The sequence below is a fragment of the Treponema sp. OMZ 803 genome (assembly GCF_024181165.1).
In the GTDB taxonomy this organism is placed as follows: domain Bacteria; phylum Spirochaetota; class Spirochaetia; order Treponematales; family Treponemataceae; genus Treponema.
The window spans coordinates 1,306,564-1,325,206 of the sequence record NZ_CP051195.1 but is presented as its reverse complement, the minus strand read 5'-3'; the positions used below and the strand labels follow the sequence as shown (position 1 = coordinate 1,325,206).

The following is an 18,643-nucleotide window of genomic DNA, read 5'->3' as shown; positions in this document are numbered from 1 at the left end:
TGCTCTCTTTATTTATAACGCTGCTTTGCATCGGAGGCACGTTTTATCGTTTGTCCGACGTAGTTGATACACAGCATTAACACCATAATAAGAATGGACGCAGGCAGCCATACCCACAACTTGCCGGAAATGGTTCCCGGGTCACGCGCATAGCCGATCAGCGTACCGAGCGACGGTGATGTCGGCGGAAGTCCGAAGCCTAAAAAGCTCATTCCCGTTTCTATACCGATATTGCCTGCCATACCGAGTGTAAAGTCAACGATAATGATGGAAGCAATATTCGGTAAGATTCCCCCGTACATAATCTTAAAATCTCCGGTACCCATGATCCGCGAGGCATTCACATAATCGCGATGGTTTTCAGACAAGGCTTTACTGCGCACGAGCCGAGTAACTCCCGTCCAATAAAAAGCGGACATAATAAAAATAAACGTCCAAATATTATAGGTCGGTACGATAGTTACAAAGACGATAATCAGCATAACAACCGGCAGGATAAGAATAAAGTCGCAAATACGCATAATGATGTTATCAACCCTTCCGCCGTAAAAACCGGTAATCAAGCCGAAAAAGACGCCGACGATTTCGGTAATAATGGTTACGCTGAATGCGATGAGAATGGAATTGCGCGCTCCGATAATCAGCTGAGGTAAAATCGGCCGACCGCCGAGATCTGCACCGAGCAAGAATTTTTTGCCGGGTACCGAGAACTTATCCCGTAAGCTTACCTTCATGACCGTTTCCGTATCAAGCACAAAACCACCGATGATAATCACCGCAAAGATAATAACCAATATGCCAAGCGCAACGATTGCCGCTTTATCATGTTTAAATTCTGTCTTTACAATCTTCCAAAACGATGGCACGGAAGACATTTCTTTTAACGTCGCTTCATCTATAGTATCAATATCAAATGCCGTTTTTTCCATAATACCCTCTCAAAATCAACTGATGTACAAGGAGGTACATCAGTTGATGATCTTATTCAATTCTGATCCGCGGATCAACGATTATCATAATAATGTCCGAAATCAAACTACCGAACAGGGCGAGCGTACCGTACAACAAAGTAAGCGCATTGATAATCGAATAATCGCGCGACATAATCGCTTCGATAAACAGCAAGCCCATCCCTTGATACATAAAAATCGTTTCGATAAAGATCGAACCGGCGAGCAGACCTGTTACCGTAAAGCCGAAAAAAGCCGCTATCGGTAATAGGGAGTTCCGAAAAATATGGTGCGTATACACCTTGTCGATCGGTACGCCCTTACTCCGCGCCGTTTTAACGTAATCTTGGCTTTTTGCATCAATAACCTCGTTACGCAGGTACTGCACAATACCCGTCGTGCGCAATACTGCTGCCGTAATGGCCGGTAGTAGCATGTGATATATTCTGCTCGCAATATAACGGCCGGTATTTCCCATAGCTTCCAACCCGACAAATCCCGACGTGGGGAAAATCCTCAGCCGATAGCCGAACAGCAAAAGGCTCAAAAGACCGAGGATAAACGTCGGAATTGCGTACGTGATAAAGTTATAGACCAGCACCGCCTTATCAAATTTCGACCCGTTATAGCGGCCGGCACGGATACCGAGCGGAACGGCGATTGCATACGTTAACACAACCGTTAAAAGTGAAAGCCACAGGGTGTTCTGTGCAGGCAATTTGATTTTATCGGTTACCGGGATTTTATAGGTATAGGATACACCGAAATCACCGTGCAGCAAAATCCGCTCCATCCAATTCTTATACTGAACCGGCCACGGATCGTTTAAACCGGCTTTCTCCCGCAGCTCTTCGATACGGCTTGCCTTGATGTTCGGATTACCGACAAGTCCCGTAAACGGATCACCGGGCATCATCTTCCCGATTAAGAAAACCAAAACACTCAATATAAATAGCTGCGGTATCATAATAAGGATACGGCGTATTACTGTCTTCCACATACTCTTCCCCCTAATCCTTCAACGCAGCGTAATGGGTATCGCTGATTTTCTTTAAATCGTACACTCGCCCTTCGGGACTAAAGTAACGCTCCGATTCACGCTCATATATTTCTTCAATTTCGGCACGGCGCTTTTTATATTCGCTGCGTATTTCGACATTCATTTCGGGAATTGCTGCGATAAGCCGTTTGGTGTAGATATGCATCGGATTGCGGTAAATATCTTCTCGCGTTCCCGCCTCTACGAACCGGCCTCGGTACATAATGTAGATGTAATCGCACATGTGCTTGACAACGCCTAAGTCATGCGAAATGAACAGATAGCTTAGCATAAATTCACGCTGAATTTCTTTAAGAAAGTTGAGAATTTGCGCCTGCACCGAAAGGTCAAGCGCGGAAACCGGTTCGTCCGCCACGATGAGCTGCGGATTAACGGCGATTGAACGCGCAACGCCGATACGCTGCCGCTGCCCGCCTGAAAACTCATACGGGTATTTATATAAGCCGTCGGGCGGTATTCCGACAATCTGCAAGAGCGAAAGTATCTTTTTTAATTCTTCATGCTTTGAAAGCCGTTCAAAGTTTCTGATAGGCTCTGCAATGATGTCACGGATACGTTTTTTTGGGTCGAGGCTCGACATAACGTCCTGAAACACCATTTGTACGTTTTGGTTATACTTAATTTTTCTCCGCTGCGCCTTGGTATTTACAAGGTTTCCTTCGTAGCGGATTTCTCCGCCGGTAGGCTGCTCCAAGCCGACAATTGCTTTGCCGATGGTGGTTTTTCCGGAACCGGACTCCCCGATAAGGCCGTAGGTTTTTCCTTCTTCAATCTGAAAAGAAACGCCGTCTACCGCCCGCACATAATCCTGTATCGTGTTAAAAAAGCCGCCGCGGATAGGGAAATGTACTTTTAAATCTTTTACTTCCAATAATGCCATATCCGCCTCCTCTAAACCTCACCCTCGAACCGGAAATTTTTCCAGCAGGAGCAGCGGACAAAATGTCCGGGACTTACTTCGTGCAAGACCGGAGACTCTTCGTGTTCCTCAGCCGGAATCCACGGTATACGGTCGGCAAACCGACAGCCCGTATGCTTGAGTTTTTTAAGCGACGGCACCATACCTTTAATAACGTGCAGCATATCATCGTCTTTATCCGCCTGCGGAATCGATTTAAGCAAAGAACGGGTATACGGGTGCAAGGGATGAGTAAACAATTCCTGCACGGTAGTCAGTTCGACGATCTGCCCCGCATACATAACCGCGACACGGTCGGCAACCTGTGCGACGACGCCGAGGTCATGGGTGATAAGGATGATACCCGCCTTATGTTCTTCCTGTAGGTCTTTAATAAGATCGAGAATCTGCGCTTGGATTGTTACGTCGAGCGCGGTTGTCGGCTCATCGGCAATGATAAGCGACGGATTACAAGACAGTGCAGTTGCGATAAGTACCCGCTGCCTCATTCCGCCGGAAAGCTCATGCGGGAACCGCTGCGCCGTCCGCTTGGGGTTCTGAATACCGACATCATTTAAAAGCTGTAAAACCCGCTCCTGTCGCTCTTTTTCGTTGAGGCTGGTGTGGTACAGCAGGGCTTCTTCAATCTGCTTCCCTACCCGCTGCAACGGATTAAGTGAAGCAAGTGGATCCTGAAAGATAAATCCGATATCCTTTCCGCGGATTTTGTTCATCTCGTCTTCGGGTAGTGTCAGCAAATCCCTGCCGTTCAGGAGGATTTCGCCCGAAACCCGGGTAAAACGCATATCGTGCAATCCCATAATAGACATTGCGATAGTGCTTTTCCCGCAGCCGGATTCCCCAACAATAGCAAGCATCTCGTTGGGATGAACGTCAAACGATACCCCATCAACGGCATCATAGTAGTTGCCGTCGATACGGAAAGCCGTGTGCAAATTTTTAACGGTCAATAAATTGTTTTGTTCCATGGTAGTTTACTGTATTTATAACCTTTTTTAATAGCTATGTAACACGGTATCACGGATATGGAAATTTTGCAACCGTACACCTATAAAAAAATCCGGGTAACTGCATCAGGCTCTTTTGTTATCCCCGCAGAATAATTGAGGCCGTTCAACCAGAACTGCCAAGGATGGCAGAGGTTCCATACAGCAGCGATGTTTTGTGCGTGCACAAAACTCGCCTTCAACTGTTGTACACGGATGTACAACAGTTGAAGATGGTTCAAATGGTCTCGCGACCTCAATTATTCTGCGATGTTTATCAATTTTTCCTGATGCGGTTATCCGTCTGCTAGAAAAAATGTGCGAAATTTTATCCAAAATTTCGCACAGAAAGAAGGTACCGCATCTTATACACTACAGCACGTACTTCTCTAAAAAGCGGGCGATGCCGTCTTCGTTATTGGTATAGTCTGTTACTGCATACGCAATATCTTTGATAGCGCCGAGACCGTTTTTCATAGCGATGCCGTATCCCGCATAGCGAATCATTGTTTCATCATTCATGCTGTCGCCGAATGCCATCACAGCCTCACTTCTGACACCGAGCAGCCATGCCAGCTCCTGTAGGAATTCCCCCTTACCGGTATCCAACGGAATGATTTCCAAAAAATACGGCTTACTGGTAAACAGGATAGCTCGCGTACCGAACCGTTTTCTAAACTCAGGTTCGACGGCAGCGATAATTTCCGGCTCTGCAGGAATGAGGAGCTTATACACCGGCTTGGTGCGCAAAATTTCCCGATAGTCCTTCGGTACGACAATCTTCATTTTTGTCAGATGCGCATCCCTATCCGAAAAAACCGTCCGTTTAACGATATAAATGGTATCGTCAAAGTAGAGATGACAAGAGAGATTTTGCGACTCAATATAATCGTAAATCTCAAGCGCAAGATCGGCACCGAGGCAGCGGCTGATGATTTCCAGCTTCATATCGGAGGTCAATATCTGTGTTCCGTTGTTGCACAGGATATAGCTTTCCGTTTTATCCGAACCGATCCGCTGCGCATACGAATGCACCGAACGGGGACTTCTCCCCGAAGCGAGCAGCGTCAACACACCCTTTTTCATTAATGCCTGCAACACCGATACCGTATAATCGGAGATCGTCAGATCATCCCGCAAAAGGGTGTCGTCCAAATCCATTGCGATAATTTCTATATTTTTCAACTTTGCCATTATAGTGGTTCACCTTTCAAGAATCTGCCGATACGTTCAAGCGCAATCTGTATTTTGCTGATGTCGGTAGCGTAGCAGCAGCGGACAAAGCCTTCGCCGCCGCTTCCGAACACGTGCCCGGGAACAACCGCGACTTTGTAGTCGGTAATCAGCTTAACCGCAAAATCTTCCGAACTTAAACCGGTACTGCGGATATCGACAAAGAGGTAAAATGCGCCGTCGGGCATTATATACGGAATATCCATCGAGTCAAAGCTCTTCATCATCAAATTGCGCCGCTGCCGGTAGGAAATCCGCATCCGCTCAACCTCGTCCCAGCCGCGCTCCAAACCTTCCAGCGCCGCATATTGGCTCATAATGGGGGCGCAGATTGCCGCATACTGGTGAATTTTATGAATTTGCGCCATCAGCTCCTGCGGACAGGCGATAAACCCGATACGCCAGCCGGTCATCGCAAAGGACTTTGAAAACCCGTTGAGGATAATGCAGTAATCCTTCATTCCAGGGAAAGAACCGATAGACACATGCGGCGCTTCATATCGAAGTTCGCAATACACCTCGTCGGACAGCACCCAAATCTTATGCTTTTTAACGACGGCGGCGATCTTTTCCATCTCATCAGCAGGAATCATCGTACCGGTGGGATTGTTCGGGCTGCAGATAATCAGCGCCTTGGTTTTCGGCGTAATAAGCGCTTCGATCGCCGCCGCCGTCGGGATAAAGTTATCCGCCGAAGTATCCAGTCCGACCGGTTTCGCCCCGCAGAGCGCCACCAAGGGCTGATACGAAACATAGCACGGTTCCGCAACAATCACCTCATCCCCCGGATTCAGAATGGAACGGAACACAATATCTATTGCTTCCGAAACGCCAAAGGTAATCAGTACCTCGTTTTTAGGCGAATACGACATGCCATAACGGTTTAAATAGCTTGCAATCGCCTTGCGGAGCGGTTCAAGCCCCCAGTTTGAAGTATACGAAGTATGCCCGCATTCGAGGTGATACCACGCCTCCTCGCGCATGGCCCACGGCGTTGCGAAATCAGGCTCCCCTACCCCCAACGAGATAATATCATCTTTTCCTGCAGCAAGCTCAAAAAAGCGGCGGATACCGGAAGGAGCAATAGTCACAATCCGGTTGGAAAATTGATCGGGTCTGTCCATTATGCGGTAATCTCTTCACGGGAATCTTTTTTCGGGTCGATATAATAGGTTCCGTTTTCTTTGTAGGTCTTGAGTACAAAATGCGTGCGCGTACTGATCACCCCTTCCAGCGATGCGAGCTTTTCCGACACAAAAAAGGCAACCTCTTTTAAGTCTTTTCCTTCGACCAGCACATGCAGATCATATCCGCCGGACATTAGCTGTACCGTCTTTACCTGCGGATACCGATATATCCGCTCTGCAATGCGGTCAAATCCGTGTTCCCGTGCCGGAGCAACCTGAATTTCGATCATCGCAGATACCGTATCGCTACTCGTCAGCCGTTCACGGTTGATAACCGCAGCATATTTTAAGATGATGCCCTCATCCTCTAATTTTTTAATGGCAGCGCGAACCTCTTCCTCGGACTTACCCGTCATTGCGGCAATATCCTGCGGACTCAGCCGCGCATCGTTTTCCAGTAAATCAATGATTTCCTGCATACCAGCTCCTTTCTTTTATAACAATGTTCTTAAAGGCTTCATAAAATACATCGCCCTTACACCGGCAGCGGCTCGATCTTTTCTTTGTAAATGCGATGCATAAAAAAGATACATGCGATGATGGAGACAACTTCGGCTATGAGGTACGACCACCAGATAGCATTGACATCGCCGGACAGCGAAAGCAAATATGCCGCCGGAAGCAGCGCGACAATTTGACGCACAAAGGTCGCAATCATGCTGTAGACCGCGTTGCCGAATGCTTGAAACACCGAAGAAAAGGTGATGCCGAGTGCCGCCCCGAGGAAGCTGCATGCGATGATGCGGATTGCAGGAACACCGATCGCGAGCATCGCGGGGGAGGCGTCGAATAGCCCCAAAAGCTGCGCAGGGAACAGTTCAAAAAGTGCCATTCCGAAAAGCATAATCCCCATCGCAAGCAAAAGGCCGTTCCGTATCGTCGCCGTAATCCGCTTTCTGTTCTGTGCTCCGTAGTTGTACGCGATAATGGGCACCATACCGTTATTCAACCCGAACACCGGCATGAAGATAAAGCTGTTCAGTTTAAAGTACACGCCGTACACCGCAATCGCAGTGCTCGAAAAAGCGCTCAAGATGATATTGAGAAAGTAGGTGGTAATCGATGTTATCGAGCTGAGGAGAATAGAGGGCACACCAACCTTATAAATTTCCGCAACGATGCGCGGTTCGGGAAGTAGGTTTTTAAGCTTAAACTGAATTTCATGGTTTTTTGTTAGGTTAAAGAAAACCGAAACACAAAGGCCGAGGATCTGCCCCAATACGGTTGCAAGCGCCGCCCCTCGTATACCCATTTTCGGAAACGGCCCAATCCCGAAAATCAGCAGCGGGTCGAATATCACATTGAAAATCGCACCGGAAAGCTGTGAATACATTGTATACAGCGTAAGTCCCGTCGATTGGAGCAGCCGGTCGAACGTAATACCGAAAAAGAGCGCAAACGACATACGGAGCACAATATCCAAATACGCTTCCCCGTAGGTAACAATTCCGGCGTCTACTCCCTGCGAGGCAAGATAGGGGCGTACCAGTACAATCCCCGCAATAAAAAAAACGATAAAATTACAGGCTGCCAAAAAAACGGCGTTCATTGCGGTTTTATTGACATCCGCTTGATTCCGCTGACCGAGCCGTTTGGACAGTAGGGCATTAACGCCGACCCCCGTCCCTACGGCAAAGGAAATCATCAGGTTTTGGATGGGAAAGGCAAGCGATACGGCTGTCAACGCATCCTCGTTGATTTTTGCCACAAAGATACTGTCGACGATATTATACAACGCCATAATGAACATCGAAAACATCATCGGCAGCGACATATTGAGGACGAGCTTCATAATCGGCATAACGCCCATCTTGTTTTCAGCCGGGCCGATAGGTCTTGCCTTTATTTCTTCCATTTATCTCACCTTACAAAACAGACCTGTTCGATAACTGCGTTGTCGAACAGGTTTAATCTATTAAAAACGGTTTTTGTTCAGCATTTTGCTAATCGAGCAGGGCATCCAAGTCCGCGCAAATCTTCTTTTTATCAAGCTTTTGCCCGATAATGCAGAGCTTAATCATCCGGTCGCCGACTTTTTCATCCCATTCTTCCCTCATCCGAGGTTCTCGGGCGAGAATTTTTTCCTGCTCTCGCTTAGAGGCGGTTGCAAGCCATCTGCCGGAAGCCCCCGCTTGGATTTGCCGCCCCGAAGTTTCAAAGACGTAGGCCATATCTTGTTCATCGCTGAACCAGACGACACCCTTACAGCGGATAATATTACGCGGCCATACCCCAGCGTATTTTTCAAGCTTTCCTCTATTAAACGGGCGGCGGCGGTAGTACACAAAAGAGCCGATACCGTACTCATCCTCATCCGCACCTTCATGTTTATGTTCGTGATGATGATGATGGTGATGCCCGTGTTCTCCATGCTCATCATGTTCGTGATGTTCATGTCCATGGTGTTCGTGCTCGTCATGGTGATCGTGATCGCAGTGCTCATGGTCGTGGTCGCACTCTTCATCATCATCGTCTTCTTCCGCACGTTTTTCCAACTCGGCAACCCAACCGGCACTTTCAAAGACTTTCTCAAAGTCAAACCGCTTTGTCGCAAGCAAATCCTCGAGCGGCACCTGACACCGCGTTGTCTCTATCACCTTCACATGGGGCTGGAGCTTAGTGACAACCGCCCGCACCTTTTTCATCTGATCTTCCGTTACCAAATCTTTTTTATTGATAATGAGTGTGGAGCAAAACTCAATCTGTTGGACAAGGAGTGATTCGATATCTTCTTCTCCCATATCCTTTTTTAACAGCTGCGCCCCCTCGGAAAATTCATCCACCAGCCGCTTTGCATCGACAACGCTGACGACATTATCCAAGTAGCCGTTTTCGATTGTTTCAATAGCCTGCGCAATCGGCATTGGCTCGCATACGCCGCTCGATTCAATCAGCAGATAGTCATACTTTCCCGACGCAATGAGGTTTTCAATCTGCATCACAAGATCGGTTTTAAGCGTACAGCAGATACAGCCGTTGGTAAGCGGCACAAGGCTGCTTTTATCCGTGATATTGGCGTCCTTCTCTATCAAACTGGCATCGACGTTGATTTCGCCGATATCGTTGACAATGACTGCCACCTTGTACCCCTTTTGGTTCGCAAGGATCATATTCATCAAGGTTGTTTTGCCCGCGCCTAAGTATCCGCAGAGCAGGGTAATCGGTACTACTGGTTTTTTCATATAGTTTCTCCTATCTAATTAATTTCTCCTATCTAAAAACGATAAAACATGAATATACTGTAAAACAACATAAAATGGAAGGACTTTTAACCTTTTGAAATATACGGTACATCTGCGTTGTCGCTTAACAAAAAACAGTCCTCGACGTACAAAAAGTACGCCTGCGGATGTTTTTTGTACGCTCCTAGCATCTGTGCCGTCTATTTCAAAAGGCGCTGGCGAGGTGTTTTTTGTGCGCTCCTAGCACCTGCGCCGTCTATTTCAAAAGGCTAACGGCAAATGGTATTTCAGAACCGCCACGGATGGCGGTGGTTCCACGTAGAATCGAGTTCGCATTGCGAACTCGCAGCCAAAGGATGTACAGGATGTACATTTTTTACCGTGCCTGCGGATGTTTTTTGTACGCTCCTAGCATCTGTGCCGTCTATTTCAAAAGGCGCTGGCGAGGTGTTTTTTGTGCGCTCCTCGTATCTGTGCCGTCTATTTCAAAAGGCGCTGGCGAAGTGTTTTTTGTGCGCTCCTAGCACCTGCGCCGTCTATTTCAAAAGGCTAACGGTAAATGGTATTTCCGGATGTACTTTTATCCGATTATCACGGCTTCCGCCAGTGGTGTCAGTAAATTTTGCGGATACTCAATCGACCACAAAAAAAGCCCTTGCGGAGGAGCGGTTTCTCCCGCATTCCGGCGGTCTTTTGAGCGAAGCACAGCCTCAAAATCCTCTTTTGTGCCGTTCTGCTGCTCATAGTGCAGTAAAGTACCGGTTATCGAGCGTACCATGCGCCACAAAAAGGCATTGGCGGAAATTTCAAACACCAGAAACTCCCGATCGGTAAAAAAATGAGCACTATAGATATAGCGCGATTTACTTTTACTTTGATCGCCTGCGGCAGAGAACGTCGTACAATCCAACTCGCCTGATAGGACGCTTGCCATCTTGTTGAGCAGGTTAATATTCGGTTCTCGTCGTATGTGCCAGCAATAGGGTAATTGATGCGCAAAAGCGGTTTTCCCACAGTGGATGAAATACCGGTATGTACGGGATCGGGCGCTGAAACGGGCATGCAGGTTATCGGAAACGTGAACTGCTTCCATAATCCGGACATCCTTGGGCAGTGCGGAATTGAGCGCCGGAATAAAACTTTCCGGTTTAATCCGCGCTATATCGGTAAAAAAATGAGCAGCCTGCCCGCACGCATGGACGCCCGCATCGGTTCTCCCCGAACCGAAAACCTCGACGGGGTGCTTATGCAGCAGCGCCAATGCCTGCTCTATTTCGCCCTGCACGGTGCGGAACGATTCTTGTCCGTGCCGCAGCTGTTTCTGCCATCCGTGGAAATGTGTTCCGTCGTATGAAATACGGAGCAGAATATTCCGTTGCGGGATAGCCGGATCGGGATCAGTCGTCGTCATCGGTTTCTTTTAATTCGAGTTTTAATGCATCATAGAGAGTGCGGGCATGTTCCAAAATAGGGCCGGGCTTAGCTTTGGAGGATTTTCCGAGGCCGAATAGTTTTGCCAACGCAATTTTATGCATTTCAAGCCGTTTTAGCCGCGTTTCGGCATCTTGCCTCTGACCGTACCGGTACTCCAATAATGCTCCCAGATAAATAACGCCGTCGTACCCATAATTTTTATCTACATCAGGCCCGAAGGATTTTAAACCTGCTATCATCTCTTTACCGGTTGTTTCCAATTCAAGCGCTCGTCGATATAAGAACAGCGCTTTCTGATAAAAGAGTTTTGAAATATAGGTGTAATTCTCCTCCGGTTCTTTTTCTCCGAGCGTTGAAAAGAGCCACGCGGCGCGAAGCGCACATATTGCCTGCTTAATAGTAGGAGAATATTTTGAATCGAAATGGTCATAGCAGAGTAAGGCCAGATAATAGGACGCCGCTCCTGCATGAAGTGTTCTGGCAGTATTAAAATCAATATACCCAAAAAGGCCTTTTACCGCACTGTAGCGCTCATTCATAGCTTCGAGTAATCTTTCGGCAATCGGCTTTTCAATAACTCTAAAGTCCTGGGTAAATCCTGTGTATAAACATTGCGGACAAACGGTCATACTGTAGATAAGTGGATAGACCTCTCCGTATTTCGCCGACGGTTCATATAAGCGGCGCAATTCCTCCGTTAAATCACCGGCGATAACGCGGCCGCCACCGGAATACATTTCTTCTCGTTTAAACTTTGCCCCGCATACGGGACATTCAATCTGATCCTTGGAATAATAAGAAATAGCTACTTCTTTTTTGCTTTGCTGATCTTCTTCACGTTTCATACTACAGATCTCCTTGTAAACATACCGGGTATTCGGGAATATCTCAATAGTCGGTTGCTTTTTTGGCGTTCCCCGTGTCTGACTACTAACTTTCCAATATTACAGCTGCAATAGCCATATTACTTTCATGGGTCAGTGAAAGATGGATACGGGTACCGCAGATACGCTTGAATGGCGTTGCTGCATCTCCTAAGAGTGTCAATTCAGGTTTTCCGTTCGGATTATTGGTAACGAGAATATTTTTTAGTGTTATCCCTTTTAATCCTGTACCGAGCGCTTTTCCATACGCTTCTTTCGCGGCAAAGCGGGCTGCCAAAGAGTAGGCAGCGGTCAAGCCTCTGCTTTTAGTTTCCCTCAATTCTTGCGGATGAAAAAAGCGAGCAAGCAGTCCTTCATCTTCCATCCACCGCCGTATACGACTGATAGCAACGGCATCTATTCCGAAACCGACAATCATCTATGCATTTCATCCCCTTCCGATACCTCCGGAAATTCCGCTGTTACCTGCACCGATTTAGGACTTACTTGCAGTACATGCAGTTTTGAATATTCTGTCGATAATACCGGAAAAACAGGCAGCGTATACACACCCCGCTCGGTAATACTTTCACACGACACTGTTAATATATTTTCGGAAGGGCTCCATGTTTCCAGCAGTTTTTTTGGTCCCTGTACTTCCAAGCTACCGGTTTTTGTATCAGCAGTTATCGATAGTCCTTTGTTTTGTTTTTCAAAATAAAGAGGGATGTTATCAAATTTTTTTTGGATAGTTGTTTCGTTTATTTTTACCGTATGTTGTACCTGTGCCTTACCGACGATAGAAATTAACGGGTTGTTGTTGATGATGGCGGCTGTTCCCGAAAAACCGCTCGTACGCGCTTCTATCGAAAGCGGCTCAGTCACGAGTTCGTTGATTTTTTCAACGAGTTCGGCAGGACCTTCAATTTCAACAGCTGCCGGTTCCAGCGAACTTTCGGTTACCTCATATCCGTCGGCTGGGATCCCTTTTAAAGAAAGCGTAACGGGTACCTGTTTGCGTATACTTGTCGCCAATCGAAGCGTTAAAATTGCCGGTTCCGTACTAATTTCCATATTGCCGAGCGGCGTTACCGTCCCCGCCAACCGAGTTTTGATCGGTATTCGATACGTCCCTTCGGTTTTAAAATCGGATATATTGATAAAAGCAATAATATCATTTTCATCGATGGAACCGATTCCGATTGCATCGCCCCAAATGCTAACCTTTATCTTTGCGGGATATTGTTCCGCAGGTGTGAGGAGGCCGTTATTTTCAATCGTAAGCGGTACAATGAGATATCGTTTATCCAATAGAGTTCCGCGATAAAATTCCGAAAGGAAAACGGCAAAGACAAGACAGATAATTTTAGCCGGCCAATTTTCGGTAAGCCGGAGTAATATTTGTTTTATATTCATGAAGCGCTTCCTTCGGATGTTTCGATGTTTTGGGTCTTTGCCTTGACTTTGAGCAGATAGGTCAGCTCCGATTCGATATTGTCCGTGGTAAGGTCGTAATACAGCTTTGAATCGTACGCGAGGCTGATTGCCCCCGATTCTTCGGACACGATGAGCACAACCGCATCGGTTTCTTCGGCAATACCAAGCGCCGCACGGTGCCGTGTCCCAAAGCTCTTGTTGATATCCTCTTGCTTGGTAAGCGGCAGATAGCAGCCAGCCGCAATAATCCGCCCGTTATCGATAACGACTGCTCCGTCATGCAACGGAGTGTCAAATTCAAAAATGGTAACCAGAAGATTTGAGCTAATCTCCGCATTGATTCGGGTTGCAGAGGGGTTTTCGATAATCTCTTTTAAATTATTCTGCCTTAAAAATATGACCAGCATTCCGCGGCGCTCTGCAGAAAGGCGTTCGGCGGCGGTTAACACGTAGTCGATATGGCTGTGTTGAGATCGGGAACGTCTGAACCAATCGTTTTGTCCCATCGTCAGGAACATTCTCCGCAGTTCGGGTTGAAAGATAATCGCTGCACCGATAACAACTCCGGTTGCGAGCATGTTCAATATCCAAAGCAGCGTCGTAAGGTGCAGTAGGAATGCAACTGCGTAAATAAGGAGCATCAATAAGGCACCCTTCCCGAGCTGTGCTGCCTGCGTTTTAATCAGTATCTGATATGACTTATACATCAGGAACGCGAGAAGGAGTATATCCAGTGCCGGCCCGATATAGGAAAGATAGAATGACAACATATCCCTAAGTAGTTCCATATTTTTGCAATTCCTTTAACACCAGTAATAGTTCTCGTGTTTCGGCAACATCGTGTGCCCGTACGATAGAAGCTCCTTGCTGCACCGCATACATCGTTGCGGCAAGCGTTCCTGCAAGGCGCTTTTCGGGAGGTTCTCCGGTAACGTAGCCGATAAACGACTTCCGCGAAAGGCCTACTAGCAGCGGGTATCCTAAGCCGGTAAAGTATGCGCTTGCCGCAATCAGCCGGTAATTATCTTCAGCCGTTTTCCCAAAGCCGATACCATAGTCGATAATGATACGCTCATGCGCTATTCCGCAGTTTAAAGCATGCGCCACCCGTGCTTCAAGATAGTCCCGCACTTCCGTTACTACATTGCGGTATTGCGGAACATTTTGCTGCATGGTCGGCGGTGTTCCCCGTTTGTGCATAAGAACCACCGCACCGGCTTCTTCCGCAATCAGCGTACCGAGTGCCGGATCATCGATTAAAGCCGAAATATCGTTACACAGTGTTGCTCCAGCCTTAAAAGCGGCCTTCATAACCGCTGCTTTCCGGGTATCTACCGAAATGGCAACAGTACTGCGCCCCCGTACAGCTTCAATTAACGGTATGACCCGTTCAAGTTCTTCTTCTTCACTGATATAGGAAACGCCGGGACGAGTCGATTCACCTCCGATATCGATAATATCGGCGCCTTCCGCTTCTAAAGCTAATGCCCGTATCAAGCTTTTTTCCAAACTTGTTGAACGGCTCGGTTCATAAAACGAATCGGGGGTTGTATTGACAATCCCCATGATAAAAGCCGGTAAATCGGTTTCTATTATATGCCCTTTCCCACAATCAAGCTGTAACTGCATAGCGGATTATAGCAGATTTTCCGGCTCTTGTCCTAGAGTCCACACACCACCTGACTTATATCCCGTGGAGCTTTTTTTCTTTTTATGTTAAAATGAAAATTGTATGGATTATTACGCAGTGCAGGTAAAAACGGGCAAGGAACCGGAGCTGTTAAAAATAATACGGAAATTAAATGAAGAAAATCATGAAATAGAAGCCTATTTTCCGCGCCGCGTACTGTATATTAAAAAAAAAGGTATACGGCATAAAGTTGATGCGCCGGTATTTCCCGGCTATATCTTTTTAGAAATCGATGACTTATCGCTTCCTCTTTGCTGGCGACTCCGTAAGACACCGAATTTTTATCATTTTTTGCCGAATAATCAAAATCCGCTGCCGCTTGCCGATAACGACCTCTCGCTTTTGCGCCATTTTCTTTCGTTCGGAGAAATCACCGCTCCGTCTAAAGTATTTTTTGACGCGAATGCACGGATATGCGTTATCGAAGGAGCGCTCAAAGGGCTTGAAGGAAAAATTATCAAAGTTGATAGAAGAAAGCAACGGGCTAAGGTACTACTCGACATGTACACCGACAGCTTTCCCATCGATTTGGCTTTTGATGTGATAGAACCGGCAGCTTCCGGTTCATATAAATTGGAGGGGAGAGATGACAGTTCCAAATAATAAAGTGCAGCCAACCGTGTATATTATCGGGGCGGGGCTGGCGGGCACCATGATTGCCCATGAGATAAAACGAAAGGGCGTATTCGGCCGCGTCGCAGCGTTCCTTGATGACGATCCGCAGAAAATCGGCAGTAAGATTGAAGGGATACCGGTACTTGGGCCGATTCAAGATGTTGCCCGTCTTATCAGAGTAGAGGCGCGCGATGAACTGTTGATTGCCATTCCAAGCATAAAGGCAGAGCGATTACGCGAAATCTATGCAATCGTGAAAGAAGCGGGATTTACCACCATCAAATTACTGCCCGGCATTTCGCAGATTGTGGACGGCAATGCGCACCTTGTACAAGCACGGGAGATAAACCCGCAAGACCTGCTTGGACGCACACCGATAAAAATCAGCCTAAAGAACAGCCTCGCCTATCTGCGCGGAAAGCGGGTATTGATAACCGGTGCAGGCGGCTCTATCGGCAGCGAGCTTGCACGGCAGCTCCTTTCAGGCGGCGCCGAGCGGCTTTATCTGTTCGGGCATGGGGAAAATTCAATTTACCAAATCGATAAGGAGCTGCGCCTCTTACAGGAAGAAGGGGTCGGCGACAAGGCGACGATCGTGCCCATCGTAGGCGAGCTGAAAGACCGTGATTATATGCAGTATATCATTGAGAAGCTCCGCTGCGATGCGGTTTTCCATACGGCGGCTTACAAGCACGTACCGCTGATGGAAGCAAACCCCGTCGCCGTCATCGAAAACAACGTGTTCGGCACCAAGAACCTGCTCGACGCCTGTATCGAAAACGGTGTCAAACGCTTTGTGCTTATCTCGACGGATAAGGCGGTTAATCCCGTATCGATTTACGGGGTTTCGAAGATGCTCAACGAGAAGATGGTACTTGAAGCCGCCGCGCGGGTCAAAGAAAAATACGGTAGTCCGGACTATGCCTATATGTTTGTCCGGTTCGGAAACGTACTCGGTTCGCGCGGCTCGATTTTTCCGCTCTTTGTGGAGCAGGTAAAAAAAGGCGGCCCCGTAACGGTAACCTCCCCCGATATGATGCGCTTTTTTATGACCATACCGGAGGCCTGTTCGCTGGTACTGCAAACGGGCGGGGTTGGCATCAACGGGCAGTCATATTTACTGGATATGGGCGAACCGGTGAATATTCTGGAAACCGCCCGTCAACTGATACGCTACATGGGCTACGAACCCGAGAAGGACATACCGATAGAAATTATCGGGGTACGCCCGGGAGAACGGCTGGAAGAGCCGCTCACTTCGGAAACGGAGTACACCGAGCCGACCGATTATCCTAAAATTCTCCGTCTCCAAAACCATGAAGAATACGGCCGCGATACCCTTAGCAAACTGCTTACCGCACTACACCCCGTATGCTGTCCTTCGGGAGAGACGGAGCTTTATCGGAATAAAGAATACCTGACACGTATCCTTTGCGATGCTTGTCAGTCGCTTAGGGATGCGCAGTGAAAGCACTTCCCGCACATTAAATCTAAAAGGTTTATAGGAGATTCGATTATATGAAAAACACACATCATCAGGCTTGTACCACCGTGCTGGTGGGTAAAAAGGCCTCAGTTGACGGTTCGGTGATGATTGCCCGCAACGAGGACTTTCATGAAGCGGTTTCGGTTAAGCTTTTTACCGTGATGCCTGCAAGCGAGATCAAAAACCGTACCTATACGTCGAAGAACACCGGCGTTACCGTTGCGCTGCCGGAGAAGGCGCTGCGCTGTACTTCTACGCCTCAGGCATTTCAGCTGCTGAAGGGAGATGAAGGCGAATACGGAGAAGCAGGAATCAACGAAAAGAATATTGCCGTCAGCTCCACTGAAAGCGTATACGGCAACCCGCGCGTGCTTGCATTCGATCCGCTCGTGCCGGACGGTATCGGGGAGGACGCAATTCACAACATCATAGCGCCGTTTATCAATTCCGCGCGGGAAGGGGTCGCCTTTTTAGGTAAGCTCATTGCGCAGTACGGTTCGGCGGAAGGCAACGGTATCCTGTTTGCCGATGCGGACGAAGCATGGTATATGGAAATCCCGTGCGGACATTACTGGGTCGCGCAGCGCATCCCCGATGACTGCTATGCTGTCGCACCTAATCAGGTCTGTATCGAAACCATCGATTTTTCAAACGAGCGTGATTTTATGTGGGCGGACGGCATTCAGGCATTTGTCGATGCGCATAAGCTCAATCCCGACCGCGAAGGCTTTAACTTCCGCCATATTTTCGGTACCTCAACCGAGAAAGACCGTGTGTACAACACGCCGCGCGCATGGTTCGCGCAAAAATACCTGAACCCCGAAATAGAGCAAAGCCCCGTATCCAACGATATCCCGTTTATACGAAAGGCGAGCAGACTGATTTCGGTAGAGGATGTTCAGTATATCTTGAGTTCGCATTACAACGAAACCGTTTACGATCCGCTCGGCAAGGCGGGAACCGACTATGAAAAAACACGGTTCAGAGGAATCTCCCTTTCCCGCACGGCGGAATCCCATATTCTCCAGCTGCGTTCCGGCGTACCGGAAGGTATGGCTGCTATTCAGTGGCTCGCATTCGGCACCACCGCCTTTACCCCCTATGTGCCGTTTTTTACCAACATCAACGACACACCGAAAATCTACAAAAAAAAGACGGCGACCGTTTCGCTCGAAAACGCCTATTGGCTGTTTAAAATCCTCGGGTTTTTAACCGAAAGCCGCTATCCGGCGTTCCGCGAATCAAATATAACCTATTTGCACGAGATGCAAACCTACGGATTCAAACGCGTTCACGAAATCACCGAAGCAGGCAAAGCCCTGACCGGAGAAAAGCTGACCGAATTCCTTACCGCAGAAAACGAAAAGACCGCCGCTTATGTCATCAAAAAGACCAAAGACCTGATCGCGCAGCTGATGCTGGAATCATTTAACTATTCAAAGCTCAGCTTCAAAATGGATAAGAACCTGTAAAGTAATGGGTAATGGGTAATGGGTAATCGGACAATTCGATTACCTATTACACATTAAACAGTACCAATTAAAAATTGATTCCCTCTTTTACTGTAACCATGGTTCTTTTTAAGCAACCAGAGTTCTTTT

General features: G+C 47.7%; 18 protein-coding genes. 3 read left to right on the top strand and 15 right to left on the bottom strand.

Translation table 11 applies throughout. The features are described 5' to 3' along the window. Nucleotides 1-8: 8 nt before the first annotated feature. From ABH09_RS06040 to folP, 15 genes are all read right to left on the bottom strand, one after another. Nucleotides 9-929 (bottom strand): ABC transporter permease, encoded by a 921-nt coding sequence (locus ABH09_RS06040; protein ID WP_162663460.1) that lies wholly within the window; start codon nucleotides 927-929, stop codon nucleotides 9-11. Nucleotides 930-981: 52 nt separating this feature from the next. Then, nucleotides 982-1,950, bottom strand: a complete 969-nt coding sequence (locus tag ABH09_RS06035) for an ABC transporter permease (RefSeq protein WP_253715622.1) — start codon at nucleotides 1,948-1,950, stop codon at nucleotides 982-984. A 10-nt stretch (nucleotides 1,951-1,960) separates the two neighbouring features. After that, nucleotides 1,961-2,890, bottom strand: coding sequence for an ATP-binding cassette domain-containing protein (locus tag ABH09_RS06030; RefSeq protein ID WP_253715621.1), 930 nt, complete (start codon nucleotides 2,888-2,890; stop codon nucleotides 1,961-1,963). An 11-nt stretch (nucleotides 2,891-2,901) separates the two neighbouring features. Beyond that, on the bottom strand, nucleotides 2,902-3,897 hold the full coding sequence (locus tag ABH09_RS06025; protein WP_253715619.1) for an ABC transporter ATP-binding protein: 996 nt from the start codon (nucleotides 3,895-3,897) through the stop codon (nucleotides 2,902-2,904). Between the two features lie 390 nt (nucleotides 3,898-4,287). Beyond that, nucleotides 4,288-5,109: a Cof-type HAD-IIB family hydrolase gene (locus tag ABH09_RS06020; RefSeq protein WP_253715618.1), complete on the bottom strand. Its 822-nt coding sequence runs from the start codon at nucleotides 5,107-5,109 to the stop codon at nucleotides 4,288-4,290. Continuing rightward, a complete protein-coding gene (locus tag ABH09_RS06015; RefSeq protein WP_305880074.1) occupies nucleotides 5,109-6,275 on the bottom strand; it encodes an aminotransferase class I/II-fold pyridoxal phosphate-dependent enzyme in 1,167 nt (388 codons plus the stop codon). The genes ABH09_RS06020 and ABH09_RS06015 overlap by 1 nt, the downstream gene beginning before the upstream one ends. Further along, a complete protein-coding gene (locus tag ABH09_RS06010) occupies nucleotides 6,272-6,754 on the bottom strand; it encodes an Lrp/AsnC family transcriptional regulator (RefSeq protein WP_253715616.1) in 483 nt (160 codons plus the stop codon). Before ABH09_RS06010 ends, ABH09_RS06015 begins: the two co-directional genes overlap by 4 nt. A 56-nt stretch (nucleotides 6,755-6,810) precedes the next feature. Continuing rightward, nucleotides 6,811-8,190, bottom strand: coding sequence for an MATE family efflux transporter (locus tag ABH09_RS06005; RefSeq protein ID WP_253715615.1), 1,380 nt, complete (start codon nucleotides 8,188-8,190; stop codon nucleotides 6,811-6,813). Nucleotides 8,191-8,278: 88 nt separating this feature from the next. Next, nucleotides 8,279-9,517, bottom strand: coding sequence for a CobW family GTP-binding protein (locus ABH09_RS06000; protein WP_253715614.1), 1,239 nt, complete (start codon nucleotides 9,515-9,517; stop codon nucleotides 8,279-8,281). Nucleotides 9,518-10,097: 580 nt separating this feature from the next. Further along, nucleotides 10,098-10,928: a tRNA pseudouridine(38-40) synthase TruA gene (gene truA, locus ABH09_RS05995; protein WP_253715613.1), complete on the bottom strand. Its 831-nt coding sequence runs from the start codon at nucleotides 10,926-10,928 to the stop codon at nucleotides 10,098-10,100. Beyond that, a complete protein-coding gene (locus tag ABH09_RS05990) occupies nucleotides 10,915-11,796 on the bottom strand; it encodes a DUF2225 domain-containing protein (protein ID WP_162663452.1) in 882 nt (293 codons plus the stop codon). The genes truA and ABH09_RS05990 overlap by 14 nt, the downstream gene beginning before the upstream one ends. Before the next feature lie 85 nt (nucleotides 11,797-11,881). Next, nucleotides 11,882-12,253, bottom strand: coding sequence for a holo-ACP synthase (gene acpS / locus ABH09_RS05985; protein WP_162663451.1), 372 nt, complete (start codon nucleotides 12,251-12,253; stop codon nucleotides 11,882-11,884). Next, nucleotides 12,250-13,230 carry a CdaR family protein gene (locus tag ABH09_RS05980; protein WP_253715612.1) on the bottom strand — a complete coding sequence of 327 codons (981 nt, stop codon included), beginning with the start codon at nucleotides 13,228-13,230 and terminating at the stop codon, nucleotides 12,250-12,252. The genes acpS and ABH09_RS05980 overlap by 4 nt, the downstream gene beginning before the upstream one ends. Further along, nucleotides 13,227-14,039 (bottom strand): diadenylate cyclase CdaA, encoded by an 813-nt coding sequence (gene cdaA, locus ABH09_RS05975; RefSeq protein WP_162663450.1) that lies wholly within the window; start codon nucleotides 14,037-14,039, stop codon nucleotides 13,227-13,229. The genes ABH09_RS05980 and cdaA overlap by 4 nt, the downstream gene beginning before the upstream one ends. Next, nucleotides 14,026-14,880, bottom strand: coding sequence for a dihydropteroate synthase (folP, locus tag ABH09_RS05970; protein WP_253715611.1), 855 nt, complete (start codon nucleotides 14,878-14,880; stop codon nucleotides 14,026-14,028). Before folP ends, cdaA begins: the two co-directional genes overlap by 14 nt. A 103-nt stretch (nucleotides 14,881-14,983) precedes the next feature. Between folP and loaP the strand changes: the two genes are divergently transcribed. The 3 genes from loaP to ABH09_RS05955 are packed head-to-tail and all read left to right on the top strand — an operon-like array spanning nucleotide 14,984 to nucleotide 18,514. Beyond that, on the top strand, nucleotides 14,984-15,544 hold the full coding sequence (loaP, locus tag ABH09_RS05965; RefSeq protein WP_253715609.1) for an antiterminator LoaP: 561 nt from the start codon (nucleotides 14,984-14,986) through the stop codon (nucleotides 15,542-15,544). Continuing rightward, nucleotides 15,528-17,024 carry a polysaccharide biosynthesis protein gene (locus ABH09_RS05960; RefSeq protein WP_253715607.1) on the top strand — a complete coding sequence of 499 codons (1,497 nt, stop codon included), beginning with the start codon at nucleotides 15,528-15,530 and terminating at the stop codon, nucleotides 17,022-17,024. The genes loaP and ABH09_RS05960 overlap by 17 nt, the downstream gene beginning before the upstream one ends. Nucleotides 17,025-17,074: 50 nt before the next feature. Further along, entirely contained in the window at nucleotides 17,075-18,514 is a 1,440-nt protein-coding gene (locus ABH09_RS05955; protein ID WP_253715606.1) for a C69 family dipeptidase, read from the top strand. Nucleotides 18,515-18,643: the final 129 nt, after the last annotated feature.